Annotated in this window: 17 protein-coding genes; 13 read left to right on the top strand and 4 right to left on the bottom strand. The window is 61.5% G+C overall.

What is annotated here, in order from left to right; genetic code table 11:
* The first annotated feature begins 34 nt into the window (after positions 1 to 34).
* The 11 genes from X728_RS158710 to X728_RS158760 are packed head-to-tail and all read left to right on the top strand — an operon-like array spanning position 35 to position 9,800.
* Entirely contained in the window at positions 35 to 448 is a 414-nt protein-coding gene (locus tag X728_RS158710) for a CopG family transcriptional regulator (RefSeq protein ID WP_023708017.1), read from the top strand.
* Positions 445 to 1,413 carry a P-type conjugative transfer ATPase TrbB gene (gene trbB, locus X728_RS158715; protein ID WP_023831004.1) on the top strand — a complete coding sequence of 323 codons (969 nt, stop codon included), beginning with the start codon at positions 445 to 447 and terminating at the stop codon, positions 1,411 to 1,413. The genes X728_RS158710 and trbB overlap by 4 nt, the downstream gene beginning before the upstream one ends.
* 11 nt (positions 1,414 to 1,424) lie before the next feature.
* Complete coding sequence (locus tag X728_RS158720) at positions 1,425 to 1,733, top strand: TrbC/VirB2 family protein (RefSeq protein ID WP_023818709.1); 309 nt, start codon at positions 1,425 to 1,427, stop codon at positions 1,731 to 1,733.
* Positions 1,733 to 2,005 (top strand): VirB3 family type IV secretion system protein, encoded by a 273-nt coding sequence (locus X728_RS158725; RefSeq protein ID WP_023689361.1) that lies wholly within the window; start codon positions 1,733 to 1,735, stop codon positions 2,003 to 2,005. The genes X728_RS158720 and X728_RS158725 overlap by 1 nt, the downstream gene beginning before the upstream one ends.
* A complete protein-coding gene (gene trbE / locus X728_RS158730; protein WP_023831003.1) occupies positions 1,999 to 4,449 on the top strand; it encodes a conjugal transfer protein TrbE in 2,451 nt (816 codons plus the stop codon). The genes X728_RS158725 and trbE overlap by 7 nt, the downstream gene beginning before the upstream one ends.
* Positions 4,446 to 5,171 carry a P-type conjugative transfer protein TrbJ gene (trbJ, locus tag X728_RS158735; protein WP_023831002.1) on the top strand — a complete coding sequence of 242 codons (726 nt, stop codon included), beginning with the start codon at positions 4,446 to 4,448 and terminating at the stop codon, positions 5,169 to 5,171. The genes trbE and trbJ overlap by 4 nt, the downstream gene beginning before the upstream one ends.
* A 36-nt stretch (positions 5,172 to 5,207) precedes the next feature.
* The gene (gene trbL / locus X728_RS158740; protein WP_023831001.1) at positions 5,208 to 6,530 is read left to right on the top strand and encodes a P-type conjugative transfer protein TrbL; all 1,323 of its coding nucleotides are present in this window, start codon (positions 5,208 to 5,210) and stop codon (positions 6,528 to 6,530) included.
* Positions 6,531 to 7,262, top strand: coding sequence for a conjugal transfer protein TrbF (gene trbF / locus X728_RS158745; protein ID WP_023831000.1), 732 nt, complete (start codon positions 6,531 to 6,533; stop codon positions 7,260 to 7,262). It begins immediately after the preceding gene.
* Positions 7,252 to 8,280, top strand: coding sequence for a P-type conjugative transfer protein TrbG (trbG, locus tag X728_RS158750; RefSeq protein ID WP_023724107.1), 1,029 nt, complete (start codon positions 7,252 to 7,254; stop codon positions 8,278 to 8,280). The genes trbF and trbG overlap by 11 nt, the downstream gene beginning before the upstream one ends.
* 10 nt (positions 8,281 to 8,290) lie before the next feature.
* Positions 8,291 to 9,508: a TrbI/VirB10 family protein gene (locus X728_RS158755; RefSeq protein ID WP_023830999.1), complete on the top strand. Its 1,218-nt coding sequence runs from the start codon at positions 8,291 to 8,293 to the stop codon at positions 9,506 to 9,508.
* A 13-nt stretch (positions 9,509 to 9,521) separates the two neighbouring features.
* Entirely contained in the window at positions 9,522 to 9,800 is a 279-nt protein-coding gene (locus X728_RS158760; RefSeq protein WP_023692449.1) for a DUF2274 domain-containing protein, read from the top strand.
* Positions 9,801 to 10,166: 366 nt separating this feature from the next.
* On the opposite strand, the gene X728_RS158765 is transcribed toward X728_RS158760, so the two are convergent.
* The 4 genes from X728_RS158765 to X728_RS158780 form a co-directional block, all read right to left on the bottom strand.
* Positions 10,167 to 10,439 (bottom strand): hypothetical protein, encoded by a 273-nt coding sequence (locus tag X728_RS158765; RefSeq protein ID WP_155923938.1) that lies wholly within the window; start codon positions 10,437 to 10,439, stop codon positions 10,167 to 10,169.
* 401 nt (positions 10,440 to 10,840) lie between these two features.
* Positions 10,841 to 11,056 (bottom strand): hypothetical protein, encoded by a 216-nt coding sequence (locus X728_RS158770; RefSeq protein ID WP_023692447.1) that lies wholly within the window; start codon positions 11,054 to 11,056, stop codon positions 10,841 to 10,843.
* Between the two features lie 303 nt (positions 11,057 to 11,359).
* Entirely contained in the window at positions 11,360 to 11,755 is a 396-nt protein-coding gene (locus tag X728_RS158775) for an avidin/streptavidin family protein (protein WP_023692446.1), read from the bottom strand.
* Between the two features lie 392 nt (positions 11,756 to 12,147).
* Positions 12,148 to 12,915: a hypothetical protein gene (locus tag X728_RS158780; RefSeq protein ID WP_023825853.1), complete on the bottom strand. Its 768-nt coding sequence runs from the start codon at positions 12,913 to 12,915 to the stop codon at positions 12,148 to 12,150.
* A gap of 123 nt (positions 12,916 to 13,038) precedes the next feature.
* On the opposite strand from X728_RS158780, the gene X728_RS158785 reads away from it, so the two are divergent.
* Entirely contained in the window at positions 13,039 to 13,254 is a 216-nt protein-coding gene (locus X728_RS158785) for a hypothetical protein (protein WP_023830997.1), read from the top strand.
* A 255-nt stretch (positions 13,255 to 13,509) separates the two neighbouring features.
* The gene (locus tag X728_RS158795; protein WP_023830996.1) at positions 13,510 to 13,938 is read left to right on the top strand and encodes a hypothetical protein; all 429 of its coding nucleotides are present in this window, start codon (positions 13,510 to 13,512) and stop codon (positions 13,936 to 13,938) included.
* The last annotated feature ends 81 nt before the right edge of the window (positions 13,939 to 14,019 follow it).

The raw sequence follows: 14,019 nt of genomic DNA, 5'->3' as shown, positions 1-14,019 counted from the left end.
GGCGCATCAGCGCCGGCCAGTCGGAACGAGACGTATGAAGCCCCATCGCATTCGCCACCAGTTTCTGCTCGAACCCGAATTGAGCGAGAAGCTGGAAACCCTCAGCCGCAACCCGTCGACCACGAAATCGGCAATCGTCGCGAAAGCGGTCGAGGCCTTCATCGAACGGCGTGGTGAAAACGAGCTCGACCAGCGCTACGGCAAGCGGCTGGACCGTCTTTCCCGCGATCTCGACCATGTCAGGCGCGACGCCGAAATAACTCTAGAGAGCCTGGCGCTCTTAATCCGCTTTTCAATCACGCTTCATGCGCACACGCCAATTCCGGATCGGGCGACACAGGCGATCGCCCAAGAGCGCTTTGACAAATTCGTCGAGCAGGTCGGTCGCCAGATAGCCTCCGGGAAGCGCTCGCTTGGTTACGGCAATGGCAACGGAGGCGAAGGATGAACTCTCATCCCGCAGCGGACCACCGCCGCCGAGCCATGCTGCGCACAGCCATGGGCGCCGCGATCACCGAGGCCCTTGCCGATCCGACCGTCATCGAGGTGATGGTCAACCCCGACGGCGCGCTGAGGCTCGACCGGTTGGGAGAAGGCCGGGTCGATACAGGCGTGCATATGCATCCTTCCGAGGCGGAACGCATCATCCGGCTCGTCGCCTCCCATGTACGCGCCGAGGCGCATGCAGATAGTCCGATTGTCAGTGCCGAATTGCCATCAGGCGAGCGCTTCGAGGGTCTGCTACCGCCGGTCGTGCTGGCGCCATGCTTCGCCATCCGCAAACCGGCGGCAAAACTCTACACGCTGGCCAACTACGTCGCCGATCGCGTCATGCTCCCGCTGCAGGCTGATGCCCTGAGGAAGGCAGTGCGCGAGCGGCGCAACATCCTGGTCGCCGGCGGCACATCGTCGGGCAAAACGACACTTACCAATGCTCTACTGGCAGAAGTCGCCGAATGCGATGAGCGGGTGATCCTGATTGAGGACACGCGCGAGCTGCAATGCGCGGCCAAGGACTGCGTTGCCATGAGGACGAGGCGGGGCTCCATCACACTCGCCGATCTCGTACGCTCGACCTTACGGCTGAGGCCCGACCGCATCATCGTCGGCGAAGTCAGAGGCGCGGAAGCGCTCGATATGCTGAAGGCATGGAACACCGGACATCCCGGCGGCATTGCCACGGTTCACGCCAATTCGGCACGCTCCGCACTCTATCGTATTGAGCAGCTCGCCCAGGAAGCCGTTGTCACCGTTCCCCGCCGGCTGATCGCCGATGCCGTCGACTTGGTCATCTTTATTGCCGGAAGAGGACCCGCGCGCCGCGTTGACGCGATCGCCGAGGTCACGGGTCTCGACGGCAGCGGCGACTACGCCGTCACCCCGCTCACACTTCCGCAACTCCAGCAGCTCTGAAAGGTCACCTCATGCGCAATAAGCTTCGCTTTCTTTCGTTCGCCGCCGTCGCGCTTCTTCTCACGGCCCAGGCCCACGCTGCCGGCTCCGGCATGCCGTGGGAACAGCCGCTGCAGCAGATTCTGGAATCGGTGCAGGGGCCGGTCGCCAAGATCCTCGCGGTGATCATCATCATCACCACCGGTCTGACCCTTGCCTTCGGCGACACGGCGGGCGGTTTCCGCCGGCTGATCCAGATCGTCTTCGGCCTGTCGATCGCCTTCGCGGCCTCGAGCTTCTTTCTTTCCTTCTTCTCCTTTGGCGGCGGGGCAGTCGTCTGATGAGCACCGGAGAGCAGCATATCGAAGGCTTCGAGGTTCTGGTCCATCGGGCGCTCACCGAGCCGATCCTGCTCGGCGGCGCGCCGCGGGCGGTGGCGATCCTCAATGGCACGGTGGCCGCGGCCATCGGCCTAGGCCTGCAGCAGTGGATTGCCGGTCTGATCCTCTGGATCGCCGGCCACACGCTCGCGGTCTTTGCCGCACGGCGTGATCCGGATTTTGCCAGCGTGCTTGTCCGTCATCTTCGTCAAAAGGGCTGGCTTGCATGCTGAAGCTTTCCGAATACCGCGGCAAAGCCGACCGGCTTGCCGACCATCTGCCCTGGGCAGCACTCGTCGCGCCCGGCATCGTGCTCAATAAGGATGGCAGCTTCCAACGGACATTGCGGTTTCGTGGCCCCGACCTTGAAAGCGCGACGGAGGCCGAACTCATCGGCATATGCGCGCGGGCAAACAATGCGCTGAGAAGGCTCGGCTCTGGCTGGGCATTATTCTTCGAGGCCGAGCGCATCGAAGCGCTGGGCTATGCGAGCTCGGCCCTTCCCGATGCTGCCTCATGGCTGATCGATGAGGAACGGCGCGCGGCCTTCGAGGGCAAGGTCGCGCATTTCGAGAGCATCTATCATCTGACCTTGGTCTTCATGCCTGGGCCCGATGGCCAAGCGCGCGCGGAAAGTGCTCTCGTCGACTCGCATGACTTGGGAGGGGAAAGAGACTGGCGCCAGGAGCTTGCCCGGTTCCGAGACGAGACTGACCGCGTTCTCGATCTTCTTTCGGGCTTCGTGCCCGAGGTGCGCGCGCTCGACGATGCCGAGACCCTGACGTACCTGCACGGCACGATCTCGACACGCCGTCATCCGGTTGCCGTGCCGGAAACGCCAATGTATCTCGACGGCGTCCTGGTTGACGCGCCGCTGACCGGCGGCCTAGAGCCGATGCTGGGCGAGCAGCATCTGCGCACGCTCACAGTTCTCGGCTTTCCGAACGTCACCCGGCCAGGAATCCTTGATGCGCTCAATAACCAGGATTTCGCCTATCGCTGGGTGACGCGCTTCATTCCACTCGACAAGGCGGAAGCCACGAAGACGCTGACTCGGCTCCGGCGGCAGTGGTTTGCCAAGCGCAAATCGATCGCGGCTATTCTGCGCGAGGTGGTGACCAACGAACCGGTGCCTCTCGTCGACAGCGACGCCGACAACAAGGCGCTCGATGCCGATGCAGCACTGCAGGCATTGGGCGGCGATCATGTCGGCTTCGGCTATCTCACCACAACGGTGACGGTGTGGGATCAGAACCGTAAAGCCGCCGCGGAAAAGCTTCGCGCCGTCGAGCGGATCGTCAACGGGCTCGGCTTCACCACCATTCGCGAAAGCATCAATGCCGTCGAAGCGTGGCTTGGTTCATTGCCGGGTCATGTCTACGCCAACGTTCGCCAGCCGCTCGTTCACACGCTTAACCTTGCCCATCTCGTGCCGCTGTCGTCCGTGTGGGCAGGTCCAGCGGAGAACGAGCACCTTGCCGAGGTCACCGGCGATTACGCTCCGCCGCTTCTTTTCGCCGAAACCAGCGGCTCGACGCCGTTTCGGCTTTCGACCCATATCGGCGATGTCGGCCACATGCTGATTGTCGGGCCGACCGGTGCCGGCAAGTCGGTTCTGCTTGCCCTGATCGCTTTGCAGTTCCGGCGCTACGCTGGCGCGCAAATCTATGTCTTCGACAAAGGCAATTCGGCCCGCGCCGCCGCGCTTGCCATGGGCGGCGACCACCATGCGTTGGGTGCGAATGGTGCGCTTGGTTTCCAGCCGCTGCGCCACATCGACGACCCGGCCACACAGAGCTGGGCGGCCGAATGGATCGCCGGCCTCATTGCCCACGAGAATGTCACCGTCACCCCGGAGGTGAAGGAGGCAATCTGGTCGGCGCTCACCAGCCTCGCCACCGCGCCGGCGCAGGAACGCACGCTGACTGGCCTGTCGGTCCTGCTTCAGTCCAATGCGCTCAAATCGGCATTGATGCCCTACACGCTCGACGGACCATTCGGCCGCCTGCTCGATGCCGATGACGACCGGCTGGCCATCTCGGATGTGCAGTGTTTCGAAACCCAGGAGCTGATGCACAGCCAAGGCGCTGTGCTGCCTGTGCTCACCTATCTGTTCCATCGTCTTGAGGACCGGTTTGACGGGCGGCCGACGCTGCTCATGCTCGACGAGGCCTGGGTCTATCTCGACAACCCGCTCTTTGCCGCCCGCATCCGCGAATGGCTTAAGGTGCTGCGTAAGAAAAACGTCTCCGTCATCTTCGCGACGCGGTCGCTTGCCGACATCGCCGGCTCTTCTATCGCACCCGCAATCATCGAGAGCTGCCCGCAGCGCATTTTTCTCCCCAATGATCGTGCGGTGGAGCCGCAGGCACGGGCAGCCTATGAGCGCTTCGGTCTTAATGAGCGACAGATCGAATTGGTCGCCCGCGCCACGCCGAAGCGCCACTACTATCTGCAGTCGCGCCGCGGCAATCGCCTCTTCGAGCTCGGGCTAGGCCCGATCGCTCTTGCGCTTTGCGGCGCCTCCGACCCGGCCGCGCAGACCCTGATCGACAATATTCTTTCCGAAGAAGGGCAGGGCAGCTTTGCCGCCCGTTTCTTCAGTGCGCGCGGCCTGGATTGGGCTGCCGAGCTTCTCCAGCAATTTCCTCAACCTAACAAGGAGCAATCGTCATGATCGGACGCCGCCTTTTTACTAGCCTGGTCACCGTTTCCCTGATTGCCAAACCGATCGCTGACTACGTCCAGCCGGCCTATGCGCTCATCGTGTTTGACCCGTCCAACTATACGCAGAATGTGCTGTCGGCAGCACGCGCATTGGAGCAGATCAACAACCAAATCCAGTCGCTTCAGAACCAGGCGACCATGCTGCAGAACATGGCGCGCAACCTTCAGCGCCTGGATTTCTCTTCCGTGGGCCAGCTTACCGGCTCGCTCCAACGGATTGACGGTCTGATGACCCAGGCGAGCGGCCTGAGCTTCGATCTCGACAAGCTGCAGGACCAGTGGCGCCAGCAATATCCGGAAAGCTACGACGCCACCATCAAGGTCAGCGATGTGGCGAGCGCCGCGCGCGAGCGCTGGCAGAGCGCCATGCAGGCGTTCCGCCAGACCATGAGCGCGCAGTCGCAGATCGTCGAGAACGTGCAGGCCGATGGCGACCTGCTTACCGATCTCGTCAATCGCAGTCAGGGCGCGGCAGGTGCCCTCGAGGCAAGCCAGGCTACCAATCAGCTGATCGCGCTTTCGACCAAGCAGCAGATGCAGATCCAGACGCTGCTTGCGACCCAGTTCCGGGCCGAAGCCGAGGATGCGGCGCGCAAGGCGCAGTCTGAGGAAGCCGCTCGCGAGACGACGAAGCGTTTCCTGGGCACCGGCACGGCTTATCCCGGCAACTGAGCGGCAGTTCTTCAAGACAACGAGGAAGGCGGCGACATGAACGACCTCGGAGTCATCGATCGCTTCATGGAGACCTTTACCCGCTACATTGACAGTGGGTTCGGTCTGCTTTCGGGCGACGTCGCCTTTCTCACCACCATTCTGATCGGCATTGACATCACGCTCGCGGGCTTGGTCTGGGCGTTCGGCGGCGAGCCCAACATTCTCGGCCGGCTTGTTCGCAAAGTGCTCTATGTCGGCGCCTTCGCCTTCGTCCTGAACAATTTCAAGAACCTCGCCGACATAATTTACCGCTCCTTTGCCGGTCTCGGCATCAACGCATCGGCCGGCAACCTGTCCGCCGACAGTCTCCTGCGGCCAGGCCGCATTGCCGCGGCCGGCTTCGAGGGCGCCTGGCCGCTCCTCAATCAAGCGAGCCAGCTAGTAGGCTTCCCCGAGATCTTCGGTAACGCGCTCACCATCTTCGTGCTGCTTCTGGCCTGGTTCCTGGTCCTCATCGCCTTCTTCATTCTTTCCATCCAGCTCTTCATCACCATCCTCGAGTTCAAGCTCACCACGCTGGCCGGCTTCGTCCTGGTGCCCTTCGCGCTCTGGAACCGTTCGGCGTTTCTGGCCGAGCGCGTGCTCGGCAATGTGATTTCGTCGGGCATTAAGGTGATGGTGCTTGCCGTCATCGTCGGCATCGGCTCCACGCTCTTTGGCGAGTTCGCTTCCACCCTGCAGGGCCAGGAGCCGGACCTGGCGGCGGCCATGTCTCAGGTGCTGGGTGCGCTGGCGCTGCTTGGGCTCGGCATTTTCGGCCCCGGGATTGCCTCGGGTCTTGTTTCCGGCGCGCCGCAGCTTGGCGCCGGCGCGGCACTTGGAACAACGGCGGCCGCAGCTGGATCAACGCTCGTTGCCGGAGGCGCTGCGTTTGCCGGCGCGCGCATGGCAACAGGCGGCGGCCTCGCCGCAGTCCGTGCCGGCGCGGCCATGGGGTCCGCTGCCACCGTCGCTTGGCAAACGGGGCGCGCGACATCGCCCGAGTCCGGGCTGTCCGGGGTAGCTGCTGGGCTGCATGGGGTTGCGAGTGCCGCTAGCGGCGCCGCGATGCGGGGAATGCGATCCGCAGCAGAACCATTCCGCCGTAGTGCCGACGCCGGTCGCGATGCCGGCTGGACCGCGACCGGCGGCATGCCGACCGCGTCAAAGACAGGAACCTCGCCCGCTGCAGCCTCTGACCCCGCGCCGGTCTGGGCAAGGCGTCTGCGTTCCGAACAGACCGCACGCGCCCATCGCAATGCTGCCACGCAGGCGGTGCGCGATGGAGATCGGGGCGGAAGCGGCGCCAATCCCTCCCTCAATGACAAGGAAGACTAGATGCTCTTCAAGCGACCCGTTCAGCGTTATGGAAAGACGCCCGAACCCGTAACACCCTACCAGAAGGCCAGCCAACTCTGGGATGAGCGCATCGGCACGGCGCGCGTCCAGGCCAAGAACTGGCGCTTCATGGCCTTTGGCTGCCTGGCTCTGACGACGGGGCTTTCCGGTGGGCTTCTGTGGCAGTCGATGCAGGGCCGCGTCGTGCCTTATGTCGTCGAGGTCGACCGCTTTGGCGAGGCGCACGCGGTCGCGCCGGCAGTCCAAAACTACCAGCCCGACGATGCCCAGATCGCCTGGCATCTCAGCCGCTTCATCCAGAATGTCCGTCCGATTTCCACCGATGCGGTTCTGGTGCGGCAGAATTGGCTGTCGGCCTACGACTTTGCCACCGACCGAGCGGCGCTCTTCCTCAACGAATATGCCAAGGCGAACGACCCTTTCGGCCAAATCGGCACGCGCAGCGTGTCAGTGCAGGTGACCAGCGTGGTCAGGGCTTCCGACAGCTCGTTCCAGGTCAAATGGACCGAGCAGGTGTTCGAGCGCGGCAGCCTCGCCAGCACGACGCGCTGGATCGGGATCCTCACCATCCTCATCCGCCCGCCTAGGACAACCGAGCAGCTGCGCAAGAACCCGCTCGGCGTCTTCATCAACGCCATCGACTGGTCGCGCGAGCTCGACAGCGCCGCGCCAACCCCCGTTTCCCCTAAGGAGCCCGCCAATGACAAATAGAGCCCCATTGCTTCGTGCTGCCTTGATCCTGTCGGCGTCTGCTGCGGTTCTTTCGGCCTGTGCCTCGAAGCCAGTGCCGCCGCCTCAGATTTCCTATGACCACGAGGACTTCAAACCAGCCGCGATCGAGAAGGCGCCGGAGAAGCCGGTCAAGGTCGTGGAAGTGCCGAAACCGTTACCGTTGCCTGGTCAGTTGATGCCCGCACCCGGCAAGCCCGCCCCAGATAAGCGCTCGCCGGAAGAACAGGTCGCCGATGCCAACAAGGCGGCGACGCAACAACCCACCAAGTTTGGCTATGTCAATGCGGTGCAGGTTTACCCCTTTGCCGACGGCGCGCTCTACCAGCTCTACGCCGCGCCGGAGCGCGTCACCGATATCTCATTGCAGCGGGGCGAGAAGCTGACCTCGGTCTCAGCCGGCGATACGGTCCGTTGGGTGATCGGTGATACCGTTAGTGGCTCAGGCGATGACCAGCGCACTCATGTGCTGGTGAAGCCATTCGCGCCGGGGCTTGCCACCAATCTGGTCATCACGACGGACAGGCGATCCTATCACCTGCAGCTTCAAAGCACTGAGAAAACTGCCATGGCGGCGCTCTCCTGGATTTACAGCGAAGACCAACTCGTGGCGCTTCGGCGGCGCAACGCTCAGGCAGAGGCTGAAATGCCCGCGGCCTCGAACGTAGCACTCGAAAACATCCGCTTCCGCTATTCGATCACCGGCGACACGCCGCCGTGGAGACCGACGCGCGCCTTCGATGATGGCAGCAAGGTCTACATAGAGTTCCCGAAGCGCATTGATCAGGGCGAGGCGCCACCGCTCTTCATCGTCGGTGCTGACGGGGACAACCAGCTCGTCAACTATCGGATGCACGGCAACTACTACATCGTCGAGCGCCTCTTTGCCGCGGCTGAACTCCGTCTCGGCGCCAAGCAGCAGCAGGTGGTGCGCATCACCAGGACCGACGGACGGCAACTGCCGCGGCGGATATCGCTCTTTTCGCGTTTTGGCAGGTGAGGGGAGGCTCATGACCGACACGTCCCGCCCCAATGTTCCGCCCAAACTCGATCCCGAACAGCTGCAGCTGCGGGCCTCACCGCGCCGGGCCGTGCGCTTCAAGCGCGGCATAATCGTCGCGATCGCAGCTGTTGGCTCCGCCACCATCTTTGGCGTGACGATGATGGCGCTGCAGGGGCCGGCACTGCGCCTGAAGCAGCAGGCTGAAGAGCTTTACAGCACCGACCGCAACCCGACCGCCGAGGGACTTGAATCGCTGCCCAAGGACTATTCCGGGAGCAAGCCGAAGGCTCCGGTGCTTGGACCGCCGCTGCCCGGGGATCTCGGCCGTCCTATTCTCGAGCACCAGCGCCAGCTTGGCATCGCACCTGGGCAAGACGTTTCCGCCGAGGCGCAGCGGCTTGCACAACAAGCGATTGAGGCGCGCGAGTCGCAAGTCCTCTTCCGCATCGAAAACCGGCCCCAGCAGACGGAAGCTTTTGGCAATGGGCAGGGCGGACGTTCGCCTTTCGAGACGGCGTCTCCGCAGCCAGATACCGAAGGCCAGCGAGCTTCCGTCGCGCCGGCCGAGGGCGACCAGAACAATCAACAGCGCAAGCTCGATTTCATCGATCAACGGAACACCGGCGGGATCTACAACCCGCATGCACTGCAGACGCCGGCTTCGCCCTATCAGATCATGGCCGGTAGCGTGATCGCTGCAAGCCTGATCACCGGCATCAATTCCGATCTGCCCGGCCTTGTCGTCGCCCAGATCACCCAGAATGTGCACGACAGCGTCACCGGCAGCATCCTGCTCATCCCGCAGGGCTCACGGCTGATCGGCACCTACGACAGCGTTGTAGCCTTTGGGCAAAGGCGCGCTCTGTTGGTGTGGCAACGCATCGTGATGCCGGACGGCTCCTCTACCGAAATCGACAATCTGCCCGTGACCGACGCGGCCGGCTATGCCGGGCTCGAGGACAAAGTGGATTTCCATACTTGGCAGCTGATCAAGGGCGTCGCGGTGGCCACATTGCTGGGGGTTGGTACCGAGTTGAGCTTTGGGGAAAATGAAAGCGACTTGGTCAAGGCAATTCGTGAATCCGCCCAGCAGAACGTCAGTCAAGCCGGCCAACGGATCACGGAAAAGAACCTGAACGTCCAACCCACGATCACTGTCCGCCCTGGTTGGCCGTTGCGCGTCGTCGTGCACAAGGACCTCGTGTTGCGGCCATATACGGGGTGAACAGGAGGACTTGATGGCTAATTTGAAACTCGGAAAACTTCCGGACCGGACACCTTCGAAGATCACCATCACCGTTGGCGCCGACTTGAGCCAAGCACTTAATGACTATGCCGCACTTTACCGTCAGACCTATGGCGAGTCCGAAACCGTGGCTGAACTGATCCCCTTTATGCTGGTCGGATTTCTGGAAGGTGACCGGGCATTTGCCAAGGCCAGAAAGGAAGGTTTACTGGGCGCTGGCGCGTCGGAGAAACCACGAAGGCAATCATCTTCCACGCTGGACAACGGGTAGCGCTTGGTGTCGTTTGGTCGCACGCTAGGTTCTTGATCCTGACCGCGTTGCGGCCGGTCCCAGCGAGCGCTTCGCAAAATTGAGATCAGGCTTTCGCTTTACGCGTTGAGGTAGGTTTTCTTGGCCGGAGCAGCCTTCCTTCCCAAACCTAACGATTTTGCAGCGCTTATCAGGCGGCGAATAGTTCAGGGCGACCACGGGATAGTCCTTCGCCAGTCCCCACCTCGCCTGGTATGTATCGGGGCCGTGCATGCGTGCGATCTACCGGTGGGAGTTTTTCTCGAGCCTTTCGGCCCGTCCGCCAGTTCCTTCGATCATTTCTTGAGCAGCGAATTCGCTTCCTCCCGGAAATATTCCCCAAGATGGTCAAGCAAAGCATGGATCGAACGCGGATGGCTTGGGGTCTGCGAGGTGAGCGGGGTCGCCACGCCGAATTAGGGCATGTAGCCAAGCCCACTGCCGCGGTTGCGGTTGGTCCGGCAAAGCGGCGATGAGCTCTGCGGTCTCGGCGTCGGCCTGTTGCTGTCGCAACGCGACCAGAGCCGCCTTTTCAACCGCTTCTGACTCGCCGTCGACCAAGCCTTCGAGAAACTCCACAGACTCCTCGATCGGCATCCATCCCGCAAGTTCGGCGACCATCAGACGGTCCGAACTGTCTGTGCACTCGCTCATGCGAGTGATCGTCTCGACCAAGCGTCGCCGTGGTGCGGCACGGCACAGCAAGCGCCTAATTTGATGGCGAACGGGAACCGGCGCTGCGGCGTGGTCGCCCAGCAGGACGTCCGCTGCCCTTTCGGCATGAGCTCCAACAACAGGTAGGCGGCCGACTCTGCGCGGGACGCAGCACGCCGGCGGTGATGAGCCGATCGCGAGTCGCGTCTGCAACGGCCAGTCTGGCAGCAACGCTGGCCGTCCACGGATAGATCGCACTCCCATCAAGTAGCGTGCCAGCGAGACGGAGCAAAGCATATCCGTCGCTGGCATGGAACGCGCCTGGGTGCGGTCTATCGTCGCCCTTCGCCAATATCCGATCGATTAGCTCATATTCGCTGACAGCCGGCCCAGCGCTCGCTTCCGGGAATTCGGCAATAGATCGCCGCCAATGTGGGACGTGTAAGCGACAGCAGCACGTCGTCAGGGAGGAACTTAGGATCGCGGCCGGACCGGCGGAGATGTTCACGCACTTGCGCCAAGGTGAAGTCAGGCACGGCCACTTCGCTCAGCCCCTCGGTCGTCTGATGCAGCAGCCTCGTCATACGATTCTCCGCTGAAATCACCGTCCTGATACCCAGGCGCGCCCAGGGCACCGCTGCCAATTCGGCGGCTAGATCCGGATCGGGCCAGGTGGTCGAGGAACAAGGTCAGCCAGACGCCGTCCTTGTTGCCAAGTTGCGGAAATCCTCGCAATTGGCAAGCTGCGGTCAAAATCGGTGCGCCAAATGGTCTGACGAACTTATACATCCAGGACAGGTAAGACCGGCTATTCTAGCCTTCGTCAGATCACAGGTCCACCATCGCCGAACCTTCGAGCGAGAGCAACAGCCGAAACCTGGCAGCGGCTATTCCCGAACGAATTGATCCGCACCTGCGTTGATTGAAGCCCACATATCGTCGGGTTCCTCGGCATCGGCAACGTTTTGCGTCATCTGCCAAAGAGTGTCGAGAACGTCTGAACCATCTGCAGCGGTAGTCAGTTGCCCTACCCAAGCAGTTATCGCTGCTACCGGCCAGGCGACGACAAACGAGATTAGATCGCCATTTACAAATCCGGCCACGTCTCCGGTCAAGGACTTCCCGCTCCCGCTTTTCGCGGTCGTATATGAACCGGACACTTTGTTCCCCACAACGGCAAGAAACATCTTCGAACCAAGCTCGTTTTTCCAATGTCCGGCAAAGTCGGGACCGTTGCCTGAAGTCATCGAAAGCAGCTTGAGCGCCGTCTCAACTTTTCGCACGTTACATTCCTCCCAAGGTCGACCTTGTGTGGCTTATATCCAAAGGGAGCTTGACGAAGCAAGGCACGTTCCGTCAGTTGTGGGAGAAAAAGGGGTGATAAGCAATCAAGACAGAAAACCAGCCAGCCTAGATTCACCACTCGTCATGGCCGATGAATCCAATGCGCTGACGACGGCGACAAGAGACCGCCGCCCTCCGGAGCCAATCCATCATTCCAACCAATCTTTCTGTCCCGCATTGCGCTTTGTTGCCGGCAATAGAAGAACGACTCTGTCCAGGATCTGATTTCAGACAGAATTGTTGCCCGCACCGGACGGCAGTTTCTAGACGCAGATATTGAATGCACCCCTCAGATCGGCGCACTCCCCCTGCGCCACTGAACATTCGCTGACTAGCATTGGGCTTGTTCTCGGATTGCCGCTTCGTGTTCGCGTACGAGTTCTTGGAAGCTAGCGAACGCGACGTAGAACAGCATCTGTTCTCGCTCCAGCAAGGTCACAATCTTGGCAAGGTCGAGCGGCTCACGTCCGCCGAACCCGTAACGGACCTGGCCCGTCTTCTCGTTGACGATCCGCGTTACGAGTTGCGTCATTCCAACCACAAACCGCGGCGAGAAACGATGATTGTAGGCATTGCGGAAATCGTCGGTGCCACCGCGGAAGGCACTTGCGCCAATGGCGTCAAGCGCGCGCTTAAGTCCTTTGTAGCCTCGCCAAGACTTGCCATACTTGTCAGCCACGTGGGGATAGATGTCGTAGTCGAGCGGCAGGTCGTCGCTCCAGGTGGCTGGCCGCTTGAGCATATTCGCCTGATGGCACAGATGGGCGGCGGCGAAGCCGAAGCGCCCCTTGACTACATAGGGAGAGTTCAAGGCGTTGGTGGCGAGTGTGTCGATGAATTCATGGGTCGCGTCAAATTGTTTCTTCTGCGTTAGCGACTGGATCACCCTTGACCAAGCTGTCAGGCTATGGACGTCGTTGGTAAATCTATTGATGGTATTGGCGAGCTCACGCCCAAATTCGTCGAGCATCCACGAATACGCCATCCATTGGACGCCAATCGGATTGGGCAAGTTCGACCAATTGTAGGGCATATAGCGCCCGGTGAGCGGCGTCCCCTTTAAGGTTTTCCGGAACTGTCGATAGAGCGAGATCCCCATAGCGAGAGTTGTACTCGACGGCGTTCAAAAAGCCATACGCGTCAGTCGCCATTTCAATCGGATCGCGCCGGTATAATTCGGCTTAGGGATTGGGTTCGAGGGCGTCGCGGATATGACGTTTGCATGGCGAACCAGCGCGATGGCGGCGCATTGACGGTCGGGAAATGGAACTTTTCCGGTGTCCTCTACCAGTTGCTTGCAACGTTGAAGGCCGGCCTCACCGCAAAGATCGAAGAAGTGGTAGCCAACCGCGACGGTGCCAGCGTCCGCATCGTCGTCGAGCGCGCGAGAGGCGGCGATGCCCAGACGCTCCAACCTGTGGTCCGCAGGGTCGACTAAATCAAGATCCGCCGGGGAATGGCGCCTTGGACTTCGCGCACGATCGTTGAAGAGGTGCTGCCAGATCTGTTTGAGGCCGCGGGCAATGGTGCACAGCCAACCGAATTCCGGTTCATCACAATCTCGATGGGACGGATGCGTTCGCAAAGTTCGTCGAGTCAATCGGCAACGCGCATCGAAATGGCAAAGGTCCAGCGGATCTCGATACCTTAGAGCTGCGCTTTCGCTGGCGGACGGAAAGAATATCACCGGAAGGTGTTCAGCCACATCGTCGAGACCTTGGACGCTCCTGAAGTGTGGCGTTTTCTGGCGACCCTCATAGTGGCGGGCTGGTCGGAGGCAGCAATCACCGATGAGATCGATGCTATGCAGGCCGAACTCGTCGATGAGCGCGAGGAGATCTCCGTCAAGCGCAAGGCGTTTGTGGCGCAGCTCCTCGGCTTAGGCACGGGGTCGGCGTGTCGCTTTTCGCAAACGCCCTGCTTCAAGCGGTCGATCTCATCCTGCGCGGCTGACCTTGGCGCGGCGCATACCGTGGATCTTCGTCAAATCGAGACGCCCTGCAGGTGGCGAGATATGATCGGACCATTGGATGTGCGGGGCGTGCCGGCGTCGATCGAAGCCCCACTTTCGGTTCCGGACAAGGCAAGACCTGTCGGCTGTGCCGCGCCGCACAGGAGATGATTGATGCCGGCCAATGCGCGATGTTGTTGGCGGCGAGGGGGGAACTTGCCGACATCGAGGCCAAGGAAGGTGTGCTTGTGA

This window comes from Mesorhizobium sp. L103C119B0 (genome assembly GCF_000502235.1).
Classification (GTDB): domain Bacteria; phylum Pseudomonadota; class Alphaproteobacteria; order Rhizobiales; family Rhizobiaceae; genus Mesorhizobium.
Note: the sequence above shows the minus strand (reverse complement) of the source record. Positions and strands in the feature narration are given on the sequence as shown.